Origin of the sequence: Pedobacter sp. MC2016-24 (assembly GCF_015223055.1) — a bacterium.
Classification (GTDB): Bacteria; Bacteroidota; Bacteroidia; order Sphingobacteriales; family Sphingobacteriaceae; genus Pedobacter.
Genome location: NZ_JADFBX010000017.1, coordinates 1 through 19,988 on the forward strand (window position 1 = coordinate 1; position 19,988 = coordinate 19,988).

The following is a 19,988-nucleotide window of genomic DNA, read 5'->3' on the forward strand; positions in this document are numbered from 1 at the left end:
GGAATGGTGAATTCCTACCTGTCGTTGCAGTTTTGACGGGTGATGTTTACACCATTCAGTATCACATCGAATTCGGTGCGTCGATTCAATTGCTGATCTGCTTCTGAACATTCTACACCATCGTAGCACCTGTTAACCAATCTGGTTTTACCGTAGTATTCTATTTTAATTCTTTCTGCCCTGATTCCTTTGGATACCAGGTAAGCTTTTGCGTTGGCACCACGGTTTAGTGACAAGCGTCTGTTGTATTCTTCCGATGCACGGCTATCGCAGTGGCTCGAAGTGATGATGGTAATTTCAGGATACTTTCTCATTAAGGCTGCCAACTCATCCAGTGCTGGTCTTGCATCAGGTCTGATCTCATATCTGTCCAGATCATAATAAATGTTCTTTACTGCAAAGACCTTTTTTAGAGAATCACAATTGTTCAGTACATATTGTTGTGCGGTTTCTGTTTTATTTAAACGAATATCCATCCTGATTGTTGAATCCTGGGTAATGCCTAAGGAAGTTACAAATCCAAGCTGACTAACATAACCAATTTTTTGTGTTGTGGTTTCGTAGTCGGTTTCTTTTGGCAATTCCCGCTTAAATTCTCCTCTGGCATTGGTTCGGATGGTATCGGTTCCATCTAAGTGCCTCATCAGGATTCGACTGCCTGGTAACGGTAGCCGCGTGCGCGCATCTGTTACTGTTCCTTCCAATAAAATCCGATATGTCGCCCTTTCGAATTTATAGATGTCATCATTTCCTCTTCTGTTCGAACTGAGGAAGCCAGTTTTTCCATCATCACTTTTAATGAATCCAAAATCATCTGTAGCGGAGTTGATGGGTACACCCAGGTTTCTGGGCGTACTGATGGCTTTCATTTCTTTCAGATCAACTTCGAAGATGTCCAGCCCACCTAATCCCGGATGTCCGGTTGAAGAGAAGTACAGGTTTCCATCTTTGTCTAAAAATGGGAACATCTCGTTACCTTCAGTATTGATTTTTTTGCCCAGGTTGACCGGACGGGTCCATTGTGCACTGTTTCCAGATCGTACACAATAATACAGGTCTGTTCCACCGTATCCTCCAGGCATGTCCGATGCGAAAACCAATATCGTTCCGTCTTTGCTTAATGTTGGATGGCCAACGGCATATTCGTTACTATTCCATGGAAAAGGAGTGATGGTATTTAGATTGTTGCCACTGGCAATAAATAATTTAAGTTTATTGATGCCGTCTTTACTGGTTTGTACAGTTCCATGTTCATAATTGTTGCGGGTAAAGATGATGGATCCATCAGGAAATACAGCGGATGTGCCCTCATGATATTTGGTGTTGATATTTCCTGGAACCGGCTTAATGTCTAATGTTTGAGATAACAAGAAGGCTAAAGTGTCTCTTTGTAAAGTAGGGTTGTACAGGCCCAGCGTTTTGCTGTCGTTACTCGTTGGCGCTGTATCATCGTCGTTAAAGCGGTAAACAATATTTTTTTTACCTCTGGCGGTATTGATCAGGCTGTCAGGATCAAGTGTCTTGATGTCATTGAGGTTTGGTACAAAATAGAGGTCGGTGAATGGTGCATTGTCCCATCCATATACCAGGCCTGTCAGTCTCGGTGTTTTTTTATTACTGCTAAATATTAGGCCATTTTTATAATATGTGGGCGCATAATCCGAACCCTGACTGTTCAAATTGGTAAACTGTAATTTCCAGTTCCCCGTGTTTTTGTTCAGGTTACTTGTTTTAGTTTTGGAAAATGAGACGGCCCTGTTATCGCCTGGCACCATAGCCAGGTATTTTCTGTACCAACCTTCAGAGCGTTCATATTGCTGCTTATTTGCAAGCGCTTCTGCATAGTACAATACCCATTTTGCCTGAAGTGGTTTTTGTTTGGTCAATTTTTCATACCAGAATAAAGCCTCATCGTAATTTTTGATCATCTTATAGCTATAAGCAATCATTTCCAGTGCAGCTATATTATTTGAATCTGTTTTCAATACCTTTTTCAATTCTGGTATTGCAGAAATATAGTTTAAAGATGAATACTGCTCTTTTGCAGCGCTTAAATCACGATCTGTACTTTGTGCATTCGTTTTTGCAGCACAGCTCAATAAAATGCAAATCGCTATAGAGATACGGTATATGTATAGTTTCATAATTGACGGATCAGAAATATCTAGGTGAAAGTGTTTTTCCTCTTTTGGTACCAAATTCATACCTCAACATGATCTCATGACTGCCTGAATTGAAGCTTTTTAATGCTGTGGTACTTCGGTCGTAAGCATAGCCTAACCGGATTTGTGGTGTAGCCTGAATTTCGATCATGGCTCCAATGTCTGCACTGGTCCTATATTGGGCCCCGATGCTAAACACATCTTTTATCCAAAGTGCAGCATTTAGATCTGCTTCAAGCGGCGCACCTTTTACACCTTTTACAAGTACTGAGGGTTTTATCTTAAAGTCATCATCAAGCGGTAGTACGACTCCAGAAGAGAAAAATACATGGAGCGCCTGTTTACTTCCGGCAACAACATCATTTGTAGTGTATTTTGTCAAGTTGTTTGGCATTAGATCCATAGCAGAAAGGCCGACATAGAAATCGTCGGAGTTGTAATAAACACCCGTTCCAACATTGAAAAGAAATTTCTTCACATTATCTGCGAATGCAGGATCGTAACCCTGTGTGCTGCCTAATGAGACTTCGGTAAAGTTTGCACGAAATTGACTGAAATTACCCTGGATACCGAAACTTAAGGTTCCCGTTTCCAGTCGGATCCTGTAGGCTGCACTAACTACAGCTCCATTTGTTTGTGTGATGCCAAGTTTGTCGGTAAACAACTGCAAACCTAAACCGATCTTATTATCCAAAATCGGCGCATCCATGGAGAATGTTCCGGTCTTCGGCGCACCATCAATACCCGTCCACTGGTTTCTGAACAATGCGGTTGCTGAAAGTACGTTCCGGCTGCCCGCATAGGCCGGATTGATTGCAAGGGTATTGAACATGTATTGGGTATACATGGCGTCTTGCTGAGCCTTTACAGTACCTTGAAGTAGTATAAAGTAGGAGAATAATATAAATCCTGTTAGCCTTTTCATCTTATCTGTTAATGGTAATGTATCCAACACGTTTGTCTTTATTGTCAATGGTAATGATGTAATAATAAGTTCCGGCTGGTACATCATCTCCGATGTGAACTCCTTCCGTTGTTTTTCCGGCCCAGTTGTTTTCGTATTTAGTAACCTTGTGAATTCTATTTCCCCATCTGTTGTAAACTTCAAGTGAGATTTGTTTTCCCTGCGGATTTTCAATGACAAAGAAATCATTGATTCCATCGTTGTTAGGGGAGAAGCCTCCGGGAATAAACAGATCAGGTGTTTTTACATTGATTGTTACTTTTCCTGGATTAGACTGATTTCCATTGCCATCTTTAATTACATAAGTGAAATCATCAGGGCCTGTATAATCTGCATCTGGCGTATAAATGACTTCTCCTGTAACGGGATCTACAGTAACTGTACCATGTTTTGGAGGATCTGTTATGACTATGGTTGTGCCAGGTGTTTTAGTGATCGGAATAATCTGAGGCTTTCCAGATACACCAGGTACTGTAATGTCCGGGGCATTAATTGTTATTTTTGGATTGATGGTAACGGTTACTGTAATCGGATCAGATTCTGTACCGTCTGCTGTTTTTAAGGTGTAAGTGAATATATCTGTTCCGATATAGCCGGCGACAGGCGTATAAAGAATTTCACCAGTAGGGCTAACTGTAACAGTTCCATGCGCAGGAGTAGTTTTAATGTTCACGGAAGTTCCTGTTTTACTCAAATCATTATTTTTCACGGGGATGCTTATCGGTGTGCCTTCGCGGGTTACACTGTTATCTGGTGATCCTACAGGCTTAACAGTAACGGTTACTGTAATCGGATCAGATTCTAATCCATCAGATGTTCTAAGTTTGTAAGTGTAGGTATCTATTCCAGAGAAACCAGCATTGGGTGTATAGGTTGTGGTGCCATTTGTATTTACGATTACCGCGCCATTAGTAGGGGCTGTTACTGGAATAACAGTTGTTCCTGTTTTTGAAATGTCATTGTCTTTTACAGAAATGATAACGGGAGTTCCAACAGGAGTAGAGGCCTGATCGGAGCTTCCTGCTGGCTTGACATTTACAGTTACAATAATCGGATCTGATTCCAATCCATCTTTATTTTTTATAATATATGTAAAAGTGTCTTTTCCACTAAATCCAGTATTTGGAGTATAAGTTACTGTGCCATCTGGGTTAACAACGATTGTCCCATTTGATGGATCCGTATTTTTGATTACTGTTGCTCCTACTTTTGAAGGATCGTTATCCAGGACATGAATGACGACTGAAGTACCTGCGGGCGTGCTGACTAGATCTGGGGCTCCTTCTGGTTTGATATTAACGGCAATAGTAACAATAGCGGTGTTTGATTCAGCTCCATAATTGTCCTTAACGGTGTATACAAATGAATCATAGCCACTGTAGCCTGAATATGGACGGTAAGTAACAATACCAGTAACTGGATCAATCACCAAAGTGCCGTGCTGAGGCTGGCTTTTAATCAGAATGCTTCCCCTATCAATGGTGGAGTTGCCGTCTGCATCGGTATCATTATCTAAAACTGGAATAGGAATATTTGTATTGAGGTTGGTCGTAATCTTATCATCGTTAGCAACAGGACGATGGTTGACAGTAATTTGAACATCGTCAGAAAGTTCACAGCCCCCACTAGAAGTAACAGTCCATCTGAATATGTAAACGCCGCCTGTAAGATTACTTACAGTAGCATTATAAAGTTCAGAATTGGTAAATACTGCGATATTAGGTCCTGAAACCTGTGTCCATTTCCCTGTATTTGTACCTATACTACTACCTTCGAGTTGATAGAAAGTAGTTGGTGTGGTTATATTTAGGAATCTGTCAACTCCTGCATCAGGTTGGGCAGGGGCGGCAGCGTAAGTTAAAGTAATCGATGCGGTGTTGGATATTTTTCCATAGGAATCCTTAATATTGTAAGAGCAGGACACGTTGCCGGTAAACGGAGATTCAGGAATAAATTGTACAGAACCTTGAGAATTTAAAGAAAAAGTTCCTTTTCCAGGTATTGAATATGTATTTTGGATGCCAGGCACATTGGGGTCTAGGTCTATGGAAGCTTTGACGATAGTGGCACCAGGGTTCGTAGTTTTGTCATTTGCCGCTACGTCTATAATAGCTTGTTTACCCTGGCATAGAGTAAGCACATCATTTGCTGCAAGAGGATTGGTTAAGCCAGCAATATTATATGCATCTATAGCTACATTTCGAATTTCGTGAAAATTGGTCTGATCACCGGTAGAAGATGCAAAACCATAACGAAGGTTTTGAGGAGCAGCCTCGCTATAATAATAATTGCTGATTACTGTTTTTGTTGTAGTAGGTATGCCCCCTTTAGTAACTCTTACCGTAATATTGTATCCGCCAGCGGGATTCGGATCTAAATCCATATATACCCGTCTGTAACCTGCATTTGTAGAATCAGGTCTTCTAGCTGCAGCATCCCCCACCAATGGAAAGCCAAAATCATCCATTTTGGCCGTAGTTAGAAACTTATAGTTGTCTGGAGTTAATGCGGTGCCATCTCCTTTACCTCTTAAAGTAATCGAACCTGGTTTTAACCCAGGAACACCGCCCTGTCTTCCCTCGACAGGATTAGAGAAGTTACCATATTCATCCAATCCGATCGATAAATAACCTTTACTAACTCCTGGGGATATTGGAGTTGTATTGGTATACTGTGCGTAGCCCAACGAACCGCCGAACCCACCGATATTAAATGGGGACGCATTCGCATCAAATAGGAAAAAACTTATTCCATCAGCTCCATTTCCTCCGTAAATATAGTATTCAAACAATACACTTAATCCATTCGAAGATGGGAAGTTAGCTGTACTTATGGCATATCCTTTTTGGTCATTTGTATTATTTGTTAGCCTCAAATAGCCGTTCCCATTGGGATCAATTGGTGTTCCAAAGTGATTTGTTCCGTCAAATCCACTACCGCCAGCAGTTAAAAATGCAGATGGGGCACCGCCAAAGCTAATGCCCGGAGCTGTAGCATTTCTAAAGCTTTCAACATAGGGGAACTGAGCCGAAGCAGTTTGAACAATACCAAGCCCAATTAAGAGGAATAGTAAGAACAGGCGTAAAATTTTCATCATAAAATTGAAATAGTAACAATAATTTATTTACCAAAAATGGAGCCACTTCACTCAAAAAACATTAGATTAAATTAATCGGTTATTTAAGTACCCAAAAGTACGATTTATAGTTAATTTTGGTTTCATAGGATTTGTATAATTGTTTTTTTCGTTAAAAAGCGTGAAAAAAAATCACAATTGTGATAAAAAATATCCCCAAATATCCCCAAATATCCTCGATTGAGGTAATCGTTTAATTGTTCTTTTTAACAAACTCCTACATTTGTTCCTTTTCTTAATTCATATTGAAGTCCATTATATTTGAGCAGGGAGAAGTGTATCTTGTTTTTTTTAGTATTTTTATCAGATCAAATTATGTAGAAACAAATTTGCCATTATAATTGTAAGATGGTATAATATTAATACCAACCGCTTCATAAATTTGTATTTATCTTTACAGCACTACTTATGAGTAAAACAATGATCATTAAGTTAAATTTTATTTTAATTTTACCTTTATTCCTTTTCCAGAATTTAAAAGCGCAGGACAAAGATGTCCTTGCTGATATTTCTACTTTATATGTTGAGAAGCTAATTGCGACAGCCAAAGATAATTACCCGAGGCTGAAAGCTTTTGGTACCCAGGTCAATGCGGCCAAAAGTGATCTTGCAGGAGCAAGGGCATCTTGGTTGGACCCTTTTTCTTTCCAATATGTATTTAGGTCTAATGATGCAAATACCAATGCTGTTGATATTAAAACCTCTGACATCTTGAACGGATATCAATTTGGTGTTTCCATTAATCCAGGCTCGTTACTCGCTAAGCCAAGCCAGGTAAAAAAAGCTAAAGAACAGGTTAAACTCGCGCAGTATAACCTTGATGAATACAATCTTCAGTTGGAAGCCGAAGTTAAGAAACGATATTTTATGTATCTGCAGTGCCAAAAAATAATAACCCCTGTTAATAATGCTTTTTTAGAGGCAGAAAACAATTACAATATATTTAAAATTAAATATCAAAAAGCTGAAACCACGCTGGAACAGTATAACAATGCTTCAACGAGTTACAATCAAGCTTATCAAGCCAAGATACAGGCAGAAATTAATTTTGTTACAGCCAAAGCTGCGTTAGAAGAATTAACTGTAAAAAAACTGGAAGAAATTAAGTAATGGAAGAGATCATTAAATTTTTAAGCCTTCTAAAAAAGTATCGTATAATCTTAATTATTATACCGGTTATCACTTTGATTATTACTTATTTTCTGGTCCGTAATCTTCCTGATTCTTATATGTCCCAGGCGCAGATTTCCACAGGAATTGTTGACGATACAAAACAAAATTTACTTGCCCAGAGCAGTCCACAGGCACAGCAGGTTGCCCAGGAGTTTAGTAACCTAATGTCTATGATCCGGATGAAAAGAATATTGGATCAGATTTCATATCAACTGGTTATTCATGATCTCACTTCATCAAAGCCGTTCCGAAAGTTGAGTTCTCAAATTACAACACTAAGTACTGAGCAAAAAAAACATGATGTAGCTGCTTATCTGACAATGTATAATAAGCAGCTAAGTTTAAATTTATATAATTCAAAAGAAAAGATTCTTTACGACCAGATCCGCTCGATGCAATATGATAGCGATAATATTACTAATAAGCTAATGGTTTATCGATCGGGTGATTCAGATTTTATCGTTGTTCAATTTGAATCCGAAAATCCTGAGTTATCTGCATTTGTTTCGAATACGCTAGCCGCTGAATTTGTTAAATATTATTCCACTCAAGTGCGCGCAAATCAGGTTAAGACGACTAATTTCTTAAGTAATCTGCTCAATAAAAAAAGTGATACTTTAAGCAAAAGAATGGAGGAACTAAGGAACTACAAGATTAGAAATAGAGTCTTGAATCTCGATGAACAATCCAAACAACTCTATACCCGGATTATGGATTATGAGGAGAAAAAACAGGAAGCAACGCAGAACACATCTTCTTATGCCGGTGCGTTAAATGAGATTGATAATAAATTCAGCCCTGTTGACAGAAAATATATCGAAGCTACCTTATCCAAGGTTAATCAGAAAATTGTTAACACAAAAGATGAATTGAGTGCCTTATACGATCTTTATTATAAAAATGATCTTGATGAGCGATATAAGCAATCTATTGATTCGCTACAGCAAAAATTGGGAGAGCAAATTAACAAATCAGCCGATCAGTATATAGTTAGTCCCCTCTCTACCAAGCAAGCGCTTGTAGAGGAAAAACTTGGACTAGAAGTTAAGCTTGATATCTCCAGATACAGCATTAATTCACTTGAGCGTGAGCTAAAGAAATTGAATGGGCAATTTGATCAGCTTGTTCCAAGAGAAGCTGAAGTTCAATCTTTTGAGATGAAATTGGATATTGCGACGAAGGAGTATTTGGATGTATTAAATAAATATAATCAAAGTAGTCTGGAATCTGATTTTGAAGTTAAGTTAAATGTTGTTCAGGCAGCAATGCCTGGAGTAGCACAACCCTCAAAGAAAATGCTTTTAGTAATTTTGAGTGGAATTATCAGTTTAGTTTTTTGTGTCCTTGTCATCTTTGTACTATATTACTTAAATAATAATATTATTACAGCTAAAGATTTGGCTAACACAAGTCAGTCACCGGTACTGGGATCACTGAATTATATCTCAACGGGTAAGGTCGACCTGTACAGGATTTGGAAAGATGATAATACCTCTAAAGCGGAGCGGGAATTTAAAAATGCGCTTAGGTCAATTCGGTATGAGATTGAAAATGACGTCAAAGGCAAAGTTATCGCTGTTACCAGTTTGGGTGCTAAAGAGGGTAAAAGCTTATTTTCTATAAGTCTTGCTTTTGCTTGGAAAATGACGAATCATAAAGTATTGGTTATTGATGGAAACTTCAATTCTCCTCATTTGACACCTTTAAGCAAAACTTCACCGTACTTGGAAGATTTTCTTCGAGATGGATCCGTCATGAACACAGATGCTCAAACAAGTATAGGATTTGCATCTTTTCTCCCAAACAAAGGTGGAGATACTTCTATAATGGAATTAGCAGGGCAGGATATAATTAAAGATAGATTAGATTGGGCTAGGACAAAATTTGATATTATTATCATTGAAACGGCTCCTTTAGATGGTATTAATCAATCAAAAGAATGGTTTACCTTTTGTGACGGTATTATCGGTGTCTTCAAATCTGGTCTGGCGATTAATTCTCAAAAGAAAATAAATATTGACTACCTGAGGGCTACCGGCTTGTTTAAAGGTTGGATATTGAATATGACACCATCTGATTTAGAGTAATGGAGATTTTAAAAGCTTTCTGGCTTGCAATACAGTTTATTTTAGGTTACAATCTTTTGTTTCCAGGATTATTATATCTTTTTTGCCTTTTTTTTTCTCCAGTAAGGAAAACCATAACCAAAGAACCTGATATTATTGATTATGGCATTATAGTTACTGCCTTTCAGTATACAAATACTTTAGTGAGCGTTATTGGTTCAATTTTAAAACTTAACTATTCTAACTATCTGATTTATATTGTAGCAGACAACTGTGATATTAGTGAATTACATTTTGAAGATCCCAGGGTGATACTGTTGCGTCCCGAAGATGTGTTAGCCAGCAATACTGCCTCCCATGCTTACGCTATTCAAAATTTTAAAAGAGCCCATGACTGTATTACCATTGTAGATAGTGATAATCTGGTTGATCCTGAATATCTAAATCAGCTGAACATTAACTTTTCGCAAGGATTTGATGCTGTACAGGGTTTAAGAGCAGCAAAAAATCTGGATGGAAAGATTGCCTGTCTTGATGCTGCAAGAGATATTTATTATCATTTTTACGATGGGAAATTATTGTATCAATCCGGGTCGTCTGCAACTTTATCTGGTTCCGGTATGGCTTTCAGAACTAGTTTATACATTTCGTTTTTGAATACACATAAGGTTACAGGTGCTGGTTTTGACAAGGTTTTGCAGGCCTGGATTTTGCTGAACAATAAACGTATAGCCTTCAATGAACATGCTGTTGTTTTTGACGAAAAAACGGCTAAGACTGAACAATTGGTTAATCAGAGAAGCAGATGGATAAATACATGGTTTAAATATTTTAAATATGGTTTTCATATTTTGTTTAAGGGAATTTATCGATTTGATAGAAACCAGTTCATATTTGGATTTGTTTTATTAAGACCACCGTTGTTCATTTTTCTCATACTTGCTTTAGGTTGTTTGCTTATTAACCTTTTGACAGGAAGTATAATGGCGGCAAGTTTGTGGACATTTAGTATACTGTTCTTCGTGCTTTTCTTTTTTGTTGCATTGTGGAGTTCAAATACAGATCAAAGGATTTATGCTTCACTAAAAAGCGTACCTAAATTTATCTTCTTTCAACTTATTTCACTGACGAAAGCCTGGAAGGCAAATAAGATTTCAATATCAACAAAACATGAAGGTTATGAGAATAGAATTTGAAGACCGCGTTCAAAAACAAGAAAGGATAATCGTTAACCTTAAACGTAAAGTAGCAATAGCTTTGGTATTATTGAGTTTAACGTTTTTCTTTTTTAAAATTCTGTTTTTTTAATGAATAAACTGTCAGAGCGGTTAAGTAGTGTCAACCCCAAAATCATGGTTGTCTTTTTTGTTATATTTTTGACATTGATGGCATCAGTTTTAGCTTTTTTAACCACATTGATGGGTGTAAAAGGCGCAATATTCTTTTTGGCTGTTACAGGTGGACCTGTTTTAATTTATTTTATCGTCAGGTATCCTAAATTCGGTGTCATTCTTTACCTGATTATGGCTTATTTGCTAATGTATGTATTGGGTTTTGGAATAGATTTTCCTCTTGGTACGCTAATGGACGCCACTTTGGTTTTGCTTTTAATAGGCTTTCTGCTTAAGCAAAAATTTGAACCCAATTGGGAGATTTTTAAAAATGCCACTACAACCATCATATTGATATGGATCTTTTATAACGTCCTCATGGTAATTAATCCGGCAGCGGAATCTCGCTTGGCCTGGGTATACACCATACGGTCAGTTGCGGGAGTTATGCTTTCATATTTTATTTTTAACTATCAGATCAAAACCGTGGCATTCATTCGGTTGATTATCAAATTCTGGCTTACTCTTTCAGTATTTGCCGCACTTTATGCCATCAAACAAGAATATTTTGGTTTTTTTGCCTATGAAGAACGAGCATTAAATAATGATCCCATGCTTCAGGCATTATTGTATATAGATGGACACTGGCGAAAGTCGTCTATTTTCTCAGACCCCGTTGCTTTTTCATATAATATGGTGGCCAGTGGAATTTTTTGTATTTGTATGCTTTTTGGGCCTTCAAGCAGGAATCTCAAAATTCTGTTTAGTTTAATGGCATTATTATTCTTTTTTGTAATGCTCTTTTCGGGTACGCGTGCGGCTTATGTACTTTTACCTGCAGCAATGGGATTGCTATTTATATTAAAATTCAACCTGCGTGTTCTAATTTTTACAGGGATTTTTGCAGTTTTTATGATTGGACTGATTAATGTACCAACATCTAATTCCAATCTGGCAAGATTTCAAACTGCATTTAGGCCAAATAATGATGCCTCTTATAATGTTAGGGTTGAAAACCAAAAGAAGATTCAACCATTTATCAGGTCTCATCCTATAGGTGGGGGCTTAGGATCCACCGGCGTATGGGGAGTTCGTTTTGCTCCATACTCTTTCCTTGCCCAATTTCCACCGGATAGTGGTTATGTAAGGGTTGCTGTGGAACTTGGTTGGGTTGGCTTATTTCTAATCTGTTGTCTGATGTTTATTGTGCTTAAAACAGGAATTAACAATTATTTTAAGATTAAAGATCCTGAACTTAAAACATACTGTCTGGCAATGGTGTTGATGATTTTCGCTATCAATATTGGTAATTTTCCGCAAGAGGCTATTGTGCAGTTCCCACTCAATGTGTTTTTTTATTTATTTATTGCCCTGATCAATGTAACCTATCGTTTGGATCAGGAGAAACAAGTTTCAAGCCCAGAGGTATGATCTTAGAGAAGAAAGTGATTTTTATATTCGGAATTGCAAAATTTGACGGACAATTTGAATCTACCAGTTTCACTACAGCTAAATTTTTAGCCCGCTATAATAAAGTTTATTATATTGATTATCCTTACACGGTTAAAGATTATTTTCTTAATCGACATACTTCTGAATTTAATAAACGTAGAAAGGCATTTTTCAATTCTTCCTTATGTTTATTGGATACCGATATTGAAAACCTGAAGATTTTAATTCTTCCACCAGTATTGTCAATCAATTTTTTACCAGAGAACTGGATTTATCGTTGGTTATTAAGGAGAAGCGAAAATTTAATCATCAGGAGGTTAAAGCAGATTATGACTCGAATGAAAATAAATGAGCTTGTCTTTATAAATTCTTTTAACTTTCATTATCCGGATGTCTCTATAGCGCTAAAGCCAATACTTTCTGTGTATCATTGCGTAGATCCATTAGTCATCGATCACGATAGAAGGCACGGGATTGTTTCAGAACACATGATTGTGAAAAATGCAGATTTGATTGTATGTACTAGTCTACAGCTCTATCGCGAGAAAAAGGCAGAAAATATCAACACCTTTTTTATACCTAATGCAGCAGATCTTGAACATAGTGTAAAAGCCATGGATCCTTCACTTGAGGTCCACCCACTTGTGGGAGAAATTGCAGGACCGAGGGTTGGATATTTCGGTAATATAGAAAGGAGAATGGATTTTGATCTTTTAGCTAAGCTGGCTTTACTCAATCCTGCTGTGAACTTCGTTTTTGCGGGTCCAGTTTCAGAACAATACATACCAGATGGATTTCGTCAAATGGATAACGTTCATTTTATAGGTAGAATCCCGTATGATTTAATGCCTTCTGTAATAAAAGGATTTGATGTCGCAATTATTCCATTCAAAAAAGATGAAGTTAGCGCGACTATTTTTCCTTTGAAACTTTTTGAATACCTGGGCGCAGGCAAGCCGGTAATCGCAACAGACTTCAATCCTGACCTTAAAGTATTTACTAGAGATACAGTTTACTATTGTAGTAGCGCTCAAGAATTTACGGGTGCCATAGCTGATTCTATAAGTCAGAACAATGATCAGGCAAAAAAAGCGAGACTTTTAGTTGCTTCGGAAAATACCTGGGAAAAAAGACTTACAGAATTTAGTACACTTATCGCAGAATTTTATCAATATGCCTCTTCTAATAAAACGATATGATAAAAGTTTTTTTTGACCATCAAAAATTTACTACCCAAAAGTATGGTGGTATAAGCCGTTATTTTGCCAGTATTATTCAGGAAATTAAAAATGAACCTGATTTTGATTATCAATTAGGTTTATTATATTCTGATAATCATTACATTAAAGATGAATATCAAGCCTTTAATAATGCAGTTGGCCGAAAACTATCTAAAACTATTCTGGGAAAACGGATTTATAATTTAAATGAAGCTTATTGTACTCGTCTGCTTCGTAAAAACGACTTTGATATTTTTCATCCTACTTATTATGATCCTTATTTTATAAAAGATCTTAAAAAGCCTATGGTTACTACTATTCATGATATGACATATGAACGACTGCCTGAATATTTTTGGGCAAACGATCCCCTGACTTATCAGAAGCGAATTAACATTGAAAAGGCTGATCGTATAATAGCAATTTCTGAAACCACCAAAAATGACCTCCTTGAATTAAGTAATGTTTCTGAAGATAAAATTAGTGTTATTTACCATGGAATTGATATTGACACACCGTTGGTATTTCAAAATATAAAAAGTTTACCTGATCAATACATATTATTTGTAGGTGATAGAAGTGGTTACAAAAATTTTTATTTATTTATTGAGGCATTTAAAGAGATCAACTTTAGATTCCCTGAAATTAAATTGGTATTAAGTGGAGGAGGGACGTTAGGAATAGCCGATCAGGAACTGTTGATTAGAAATAAACTGACAAATAGCGTTTCGCATGTGCAGGTTACCGATGAGGAGCTTAATTTTCTTTATCAAAATGCAGTGCTTTTTGTTTATCCATCGTTATACGAAGGCTTTGGTTTGCCAATTCTGGAAGCATTTAAAGCACGATGCCCCGTGTTGCTAAGTGACATTGACTGTTTCAAAGAGGTGGCGGGAGATGCTGCAGTGTTTTTCAGTAAACACAGTAAAGAAGATCTGATTCATCAGATTACTTCTGTTTTAATGCACTCTAATATTAGGAAAGAATTAATATCCAAGGGAGCGGAACGAATTAAATTGTTTCCGTTAGCTGATTGTATTCAGCATACGCTAAATTTGTATAAAACACTGGCTTAATGAAAATCATTATAGACGCGATGGCTTTAGGAGCTGCTTATGCAAACCCAACAGGTAGAACAGGTGTTTTTAGAGTTGTTGATCAGTTGGTCAAAGGAATCGATGGACGCAAGAACTGCGACCTGTCTTTGGTTGCAACCAACTTTAGTAGAGATGCGAATTCTTTTTTAAAAGAACAAAAAGATTACGACCAGCATATCGTTTATCCCACTAATAAGGACAGACTAGTAGAGAAAGTAAGGAACAGGACTCATCAACTGAATTTGTGGCCAATAAATCGATTAGAAACTAATTTAGAAAAGCTTTTAAAAATTAGCGATGTTTATCACTCACCTTATATGCCTATTCCAGAAGCTGTGATTAACCAACATAAAACGAAATCTTTTTTAACTGTTCACGATTTAATTCCGATTTTACATCCCGAATATTTTGAAGATAACGGAAGACCTTTGGTGGCAGTAGCTATTGAAAGCGCCATAAATGAAGGGTGGTTTTTTTGTGTTTCAAATTCAACTAAAAATGACTTGTGTACACATTATCCTATTGATCCAAATAGGGTATTTGTTACCCATCTTGCTGCCTCAAGATCTCGGTTCCATAAAATCGATGATCAATTAAAAATTGAAACTATAAAAGCTAAATATGGGATCGCAGAACAGCCTTATTTCTTAAGTCTTTGTACTTTAGAACCCAGGAAAAATGTCGATCAGATCATCCGTAGCTTTATTCATTTAGTGGAGCAAGAAGCAATTCATGATCTCAACCTCGTTTTAATTGGTAGTAAGGGCTGGGATTTCGACCCTATATTTTCGGCTATCAAGAATGCGAATCGTTTCAAATCCAGAATTATAGTGACTGGTTTTGTTGATGATGCCGATCTGGCCTACCTGTATAGTGGCGCATTTGGGTTTATTTATGCTTCTTTTTATGAAGGCTTTGGTTTGCCGCCATTAGAAGCTATGCAGTGTGGTTTACCAGTAGTCACCTCAAATACATCTTCTTTGCCAGAAGTAGTAGGGGAAGCTGGGATTTTAATTGATCCAAGAGATGGAACAGCTTTATCTCAACAGATGCTGAACTTATATCAGAACGAATCTTTAAGGGCTGAACTTTCAATTAAATCAATTAAACAAGCTGAAAAATTTAGCTGGGATAATTTTGTTGAGCAAACAATTTATGGTTATCAAAAATCATTGTTGTAAATTGATATAAAATTTTAAAAAGAATAATAAGTATGAGCAATAAGCAGAAGGCATTAAACGGAGGTAAATGGATTACAATTTCTACAGTTATTTCAACAGTATGTCAGTTTCTACAGATTGCAATCATAGCAAGATTATTGGAACCAGCTGCATTTGGTATTGTTAGTATTAGTACGATGATCATTGGCTTTTTTAGTATGTTTACTAATCTTGGTTTTAACAATTCTATTATTTATAAACAAGAGGAAGACAAGAATATCCTGTCGTCACTATATTTTCTTAACCTCTTTCTTGGTTTTTTTATTTTCGTCGTTATTTACTTAAGCTCTCCTTTAATCGTTGACTTTTATCATGAACCTAGATTAGATCAAATTATCAAAGTTGCTTCACTTTTTTTCCTAATCGTATATTTTGGCCAGATTTATTCGATTTTGATGCAAAAGGAACTTCGTTTTAAAACCTTGGCAATAATCGATATTTCAGCCATCGTCATCGCAACAGTTGTTACTATATTGTTTGCCTATAATGGATTCAAAGAATATTCACTCATTTACGGACAGCTGATTATGCAGCTGTATAAGACACTTGCTCAGATTTTTTTTGGCAGGGACTTATTTAAAGTAAAATGGCATTTTAAATACCAGGAGGTCAAAGAACATATTCGTTTTGGAATTTATAATCTTGGTGATGGTATTGTCGGTTTTATACAAAGCAATTCTGACAATATGCTCATCGGAAGTATGTTAGGCATTAAGCTGCTTGGCTATTATACATTAGCTACCCAACTAGCTGTGTTTCCAATTAGCAGGTTAAATCCAATTGTTTTGCAAGTTGCTTACCCGATTGTAGCGAAGATGAAAGAGGATGCGTCGGAAATGAAGAGGGCTTACATTAAAATACTTGATTTTCTAAGTTACTGTAATATTCCATTGCTGGCTGGCTTATATATTACTGCGGACAGTGTTGTCCCCTTGTTTTATGGGCCTGGCTGGGATCCTACAATTGGCCTGATAAAAATTATGGTTATCGCTAGTGTTTTTATGTGCCTTGCACACCCATTATTTACACTCGCTTTTTCAAAAGGGAAGCCAAACCTGCTGTTTTATTTAAACATTGCTACACTTGCCGTAAAGATCCCACTTATTTATTTCTTAGGAAAATACGCATTGGCAACTGGGGTTGCCTGGGCATTGGTATTAGCTACCTTAATTAATTTAATTATAAATTTTGCAATGGTACAGTCGCTAATAGGTAATTTTCTTGGCGGCTTTTTCAAAAATCTCTTTAAACCAGTACTATTTAGTGTAATTATGATGTTTGGTGTGTATCTATATAAGACATTTGTAGGTCATGTAGGCGTATTTCATACCTCAATGGAGATTATTATAGGAGGTGCAATTTTTGGCGCACTTACTTTAAAATATAAACTGTCAATTTCAGAAATTAAAGCACTGAGGAAGAGTATGTGAAATTTGAGCTGAGTCCTAATCTGTGACCTCTGCCCAATAAAACTTCTCTGTCATAATTCCTTTAGGATGTGATCTGCCTAGCCTAAAGCCCATCCAGTTTTTTGGTGCGATTACGTAATTGTTTTTCGGACTAAGGTATGCCGCCCACCAGGCAAAAGTACTGTTAGAGATAATAGCAATATCAGCGTGTTGTATTAGCTGGAAGTCTGTAATCTCATCATTTGAAGAAAATATATAATTGGGTTGTTTTGGAAATTCTTTTTTAACAAATTCCATGTCATCACTGACAAATATTACCTTATAGGTCTCTATGTCCGCAATTGTTTTAAGCTGGGCCTGAAAATGAGAAACAGGTAAAGAGATATCCCTTTTTCCGTAGCTTAAATAATCTGTTCTTCTGATGTGTATGACTATAGTTTTATGGTTTTTAAAAATAGGATCAAATTTACTGCAAAAATCTTTAAAGTATTTCTCCTTAACCTTTAAACTTATCCTACCTTTAAGCTGGTTTAGGTACCAGTCTGTTTGAAAATATCCATGATAAATGGTATTATCTTGTGGTAAGATTTCTCTGGGCCCCACAAAATTTTGCATATATATATGTTTAAATTTTACAAATTTTACCAATAAACGGGTGAAAATCTCATAAAATCGCGTACCAGTATTAGATCCATCTGGTTCCAGATCAAAATACTTGGTGACGGATGCATGATGTGGATTCTGTAAAAAGAATAAGGTTGACCTTTTTTTTGATTTTAAATATTGATAAAATACAAACTGAAATAACTGATTTCCTAGTCGTCCTTTATATTCTACTCCTATCATAATTTCGCTGTTAAAAATGTGTGTTTATAAACTCCATAACCATTCCATCTGTTTTTGCATGTAAAATTTTCGCACCCGAAAATTTCGGATAAAGCTTATGATAACAACCGAAGTGGTGTTCTGGACCTTTTCTGGATAAAATCAGGTTAACCCCACCAAAATAGCTTGCTAATGTTGCAGTACCACCATGGATAGATATAAATTTATCAGCATTCGCATAAACCATAAGCTGCAAGTGATTAAAATTATTTGCACCCGCTTTATTTTCCTTATATAAATCCTCCATCAAAATAACCTCGGGATGATTTTTTTCTAGCCATTGATATTCATCCATGTCATAGATGTCACTGTTATCCATAGTGATGTTTTGAGGGCGCGGACGGTTATAAATGATTGTATAGGTGGTTTTTAATTTACTAATTATAGCCTCTAAAATTTCAATACTGTAAAAGCTGATAGGAGGGCCATCCCACTCCATGTTATAACGGTTGGCAATGATTAGGATTGGTTTTCCATAAACATAAATCTCATTCCGATAGTGTTCCTTTAATGGTACGGGCAGCCACTTTCGCATATCATAGTCCTGGCTATATAAAATTCTTGGCATTTCGAAATTATAATTTCCCTCATTACTTCGTGTTTTAAAGGTCTCTGAATGTTTAGGAGAAAAAAAGTAAAGTTCGTTGGTGTAAGTGGAAGCTTCTGTACTTAGCAAAGTGCCATTTTTATAGTGCCAATAAGCAAATGGCAAAGCAAATTGTAGTTCAGGCGCAAACTCTCCACTAAAAGATGTCCTTTTATATATAGGTTTGGTAATGTAATCTTTTATAAAATATTTTAGCTGTACCAGTTTGCAATAATAGGTATCTCTGTAGTAGTAGCGCACGTCTACTGGAAGCTTCCCATATTTCAAATAGACATATAAGCTAAATATTTTATTCATCAAACGTTTAAACATTCTCTTGATATATTGTGGTGATATTCCTGTTAAAATTTATCTGAATTTTCTCCTGCAACGTATTCCATTATTCGTTTGGAATGCAATTTTAAGCGATACGTGAAGGACTTTAAAATACCTCCTTCAGCGGTTAGTCTTCTGGAAGAGGTATAAACCCTGGCTAGAGGAGCAGTTACCAGTTTCAGTTTGCCTTTTTTCTTTAAATTCAAAGCCATGCGACCGTCTTCCGCCTCTTCCACAAAATATTCAGAGCCAATAGCATTGTCAAATTTCCTTACTTCTTTAACTTCAAAACCACCCGTGGCACGACCGATTTCAGTGATGAAGCCCATGTTAAAACCGAGTACATTAATATACTCACGTTTATATTTTCGAAGACGGATTAAAATTCCGGTAATTTTTTCATAAAACTTTAAGAAAAGCAAACTTTCGCCTTCAGGAGGGATAAATGAATAGCGGCCATAAACACCCACAATTTCCTTACTTTTTTTCATAGGGGCAATCATCAAATCGATCCAGTCAGGTGGGTAAAATGTGTCTGAATCGGCACACAAATGATATTTTCCCCTGGCCATCTCAAGACCTAAAGCTCTGGCATAGGGTGTACCCTGCATTGGCTGAAGGTAATTCTTAACACCAAGCGTATCTAATACCTTTTGAGTATGATCAGTGGAATTGTTATTAATTACAACCAATTCAGTCTTCAATTTTGTTTTGCTATTTGCTAATGAAGATAAGGTTCTGTAAATATTATTACCTTCATTCCAGGCAGGAATCATAATGGACACTTCTGGATCCTCAGATTTAAATTTACTTAAACGATTTTTTAAATCATTAATTTCATAATCAGAAAGATCGCTGAAATTCTTATTTTCATATAGATGGAGGCATATCCATTTGGGTAAGCTGAGAATTGGCATAGAAAAAATCTTTAATCTTATTTTGCTAACTGTA

The 19,988-nt window shown here is 36.6% G+C and carries 14 protein-coding genes; 8 read left to right on the top strand and 6 right to left on the bottom strand.

All coding sequences use genetic code 11. The features are described 5' to 3' along the window. Positions 1–14 precede the first annotated feature (14 nt). The 3 genes from IM797_RS24390 to IM797_RS24400 are packed head-to-tail and all read right to left on the bottom strand — an operon-like array spanning position 15 to position 6,223. Positions 15–2,144 carry an OmpA family protein gene (locus IM797_RS24390; RefSeq protein WP_194129831.1) on the bottom strand — a complete coding sequence of 710 codons (2,130 nt, stop codon included), beginning with the start codon at positions 2,142–2,144 and terminating at the stop codon, positions 15–17. 10 nt (positions 2,145–2,154) lie between these two features. Further along, the gene (locus IM797_RS24395) at positions 2,155–3,087 is read right to left on the bottom strand and encodes a type IX secretion system membrane protein PorP/SprF (protein WP_194129832.1); all 933 of its coding nucleotides are present in this window, start codon (positions 3,085–3,087) and stop codon (positions 2,155–2,157) included. Position 3,088: 1 nt separating this feature from the next. Continuing rightward, positions 3,089–6,223, bottom strand: a complete 3,135-nt coding sequence (locus tag IM797_RS24400; protein ID WP_194129833.1) for an Ig-like domain-containing protein — start codon at positions 6,221–6,223, stop codon at positions 3,089–3,091. A gap of 447 nt (positions 6,224–6,670) precedes the next feature. Between IM797_RS24400 and IM797_RS24405 the strand changes: the two genes are divergently transcribed. The 8 genes from IM797_RS24405 to IM797_RS24440 all read left to right on the top strand — a co-directional run bounded on the left by IM797_RS24405 (position 6,671) and on the right by IM797_RS24440 (position 17,251). After that, entirely contained in the window at positions 6,671–7,372 is a 702-nt protein-coding gene (locus tag IM797_RS24405; protein ID WP_194129834.1) for a TolC family protein, read from the top strand. Then, positions 7,372–9,522, top strand: a complete 2,151-nt coding sequence (locus IM797_RS24410) for a lipopolysaccharide biosynthesis protein (RefSeq protein ID WP_194129835.1) — start codon at positions 7,372–7,374, stop codon at positions 9,520–9,522. Before IM797_RS24405 ends, IM797_RS24410 begins: the two co-directional genes overlap by 1 nt. After that, a complete protein-coding gene (locus IM797_RS24415; RefSeq protein ID WP_194129836.1) occupies positions 9,522–10,697 on the top strand; it encodes a glycosyltransferase in 1,176 nt (391 codons plus the stop codon). The genes IM797_RS24410 and IM797_RS24415 overlap by 1 nt, the downstream gene beginning before the upstream one ends. 513 nt (positions 10,698–11,210) lie before the next feature. After that, positions 11,211–12,263: an O-antigen ligase gene (locus tag IM797_RS24420; protein WP_228099098.1), complete on the top strand. Its 1,053-nt coding sequence runs from the start codon at positions 11,211–11,213 to the stop codon at positions 12,261–12,263. After that, a complete protein-coding gene (locus IM797_RS24425; protein WP_194129838.1) occupies positions 12,260–13,483 on the top strand; it encodes a glycosyltransferase in 1,224 nt (407 codons plus the stop codon). The genes IM797_RS24420 and IM797_RS24425 overlap by 4 nt, the downstream gene beginning before the upstream one ends. Continuing rightward, positions 13,480–14,580, top strand: a complete 1,101-nt coding sequence (locus tag IM797_RS24430; protein WP_194129839.1) for a glycosyltransferase family 1 protein — start codon at positions 13,480–13,482, stop codon at positions 14,578–14,580. Before IM797_RS24425 ends, IM797_RS24430 begins: the two co-directional genes overlap by 4 nt. Then, positions 14,580–15,782: a glycosyltransferase family 1 protein gene (locus IM797_RS24435; protein WP_194129840.1), complete on the top strand. Its 1,203-nt coding sequence runs from the start codon at positions 14,580–14,582 to the stop codon at positions 15,780–15,782. The genes IM797_RS24430 and IM797_RS24435 overlap by 1 nt, the downstream gene beginning before the upstream one ends. A 32-nt stretch (positions 15,783–15,814) precedes the next feature. Then, on the top strand, positions 15,815–17,251 hold the full coding sequence (locus tag IM797_RS24440) for an MOP flippase family protein (RefSeq protein ID WP_194129841.1): 1,437 nt from the start codon (positions 15,815–15,817) through the stop codon (positions 17,249–17,251). A 15-nt stretch (positions 17,252–17,266) separates the two neighbouring features. On the opposite strand, the gene IM797_RS24445 is transcribed toward IM797_RS24440, so the two are convergent. From IM797_RS24445 to IM797_RS24455, 3 genes are all read right to left on the bottom strand, one after another. After that, complete coding sequence (locus IM797_RS24445) at positions 17,267–17,845, bottom strand: alpha-1,2-fucosyltransferase (RefSeq protein ID WP_228099100.1); 579 nt, start codon at positions 17,843–17,845, stop codon at positions 17,267–17,269. A 241-nt stretch (positions 17,846–18,086) separates the two neighbouring features. Further along, positions 18,087–19,019, bottom strand: coding sequence for a hypothetical protein (locus IM797_RS24450; RefSeq protein WP_228099103.1), 933 nt, complete (start codon positions 19,017–19,019; stop codon positions 18,087–18,089). A gap of 44 nt (positions 19,020–19,063) precedes the next feature. After that, complete coding sequence (locus IM797_RS24455) at positions 19,064–19,954, bottom strand: glycosyltransferase family A protein (protein ID WP_194129843.1); 891 nt, start codon at positions 19,952–19,954, stop codon at positions 19,064–19,066. Positions 19,955–19,988: the final 34 nt, after the last annotated feature.

Coding starts and splice junctions, on each gene's coding strand:
- IM797_RS24455 (WP_194129843.1), bottom strand. CDS start 19,954: ATGCCAATTCTCAGCTTACCCAAATGGATATGCCTCCATCTATATGAA.
- IM797_RS24450 (WP_228099103.1), bottom strand. CDS start 19,019: ATGAATAAAATATTTAGCTTATATGTCTATTTGAAATATGGGAAGCTT.
- IM797_RS24410 (WP_194129835.1), top strand. CDS start 7,372: ATGGAAGAGATCATTAAATTTTTAAGCCTTCTAAAAAAGTATCGTATA.
- IM797_RS24395 (WP_194129832.1), bottom strand. CDS start 3,087: ATGAAAAGGCTAACAGGATTTATATTATTCTCCTACTTTATACTACTT.
- IM797_RS24435 (WP_194129840.1), top strand. CDS start 14,580: ATGAAAATCATTATAGACGCGATGGCTTTAGGAGCTGCTTATGCAAAC.
- IM797_RS24405 (WP_194129834.1), top strand. CDS start 6,671: ATGAGTAAAACAATGATCATTAAGTTAAATTTTATTTTAATTTTACCT.
- IM797_RS24400 (WP_194129833.1), bottom strand. CDS start 6,223: ATGATGAAAATTTTACGCCTGTTCTTACTATTCCTCTTAATTGGGCTT.
- IM797_RS24445 (WP_228099100.1), bottom strand. CDS start 17,845: ATGCAAAATTTTGTGGGGCCCAGAGAAATCTTACCACAAGATAATACC.
- IM797_RS24390 (WP_194129831.1), bottom strand. CDS start 2,144: ATGAAACTATACATATACCGTATCTCTATAGCGATTTGCATTTTATTG.
- IM797_RS24425 (WP_194129838.1), top strand. CDS start 12,260: ATGATCTTAGAGAAGAAAGTGATTTTTATATTCGGAATTGCAAAATTT.
- IM797_RS24430 (WP_194129839.1), top strand. CDS start 13,480: ATGATAAAAGTTTTTTTTGACCATCAAAAATTTACTACCCAAAAGTAT.
- IM797_RS24420 (WP_228099098.1), top strand. CDS start 11,211: ATGGTAATTAATCCGGCAGCGGAATCTCGCTTGGCCTGGGTATACACC.
- IM797_RS24415 (WP_194129836.1), top strand. CDS start 9,522: ATGGAGATTTTAAAAGCTTTCTGGCTTGCAATACAGTTTATTTTAGGT.
- IM797_RS24440 (WP_194129841.1), top strand. CDS start 15,815: ATGAGCAATAAGCAGAAGGCATTAAACGGAGGTAAATGGATTACAATT.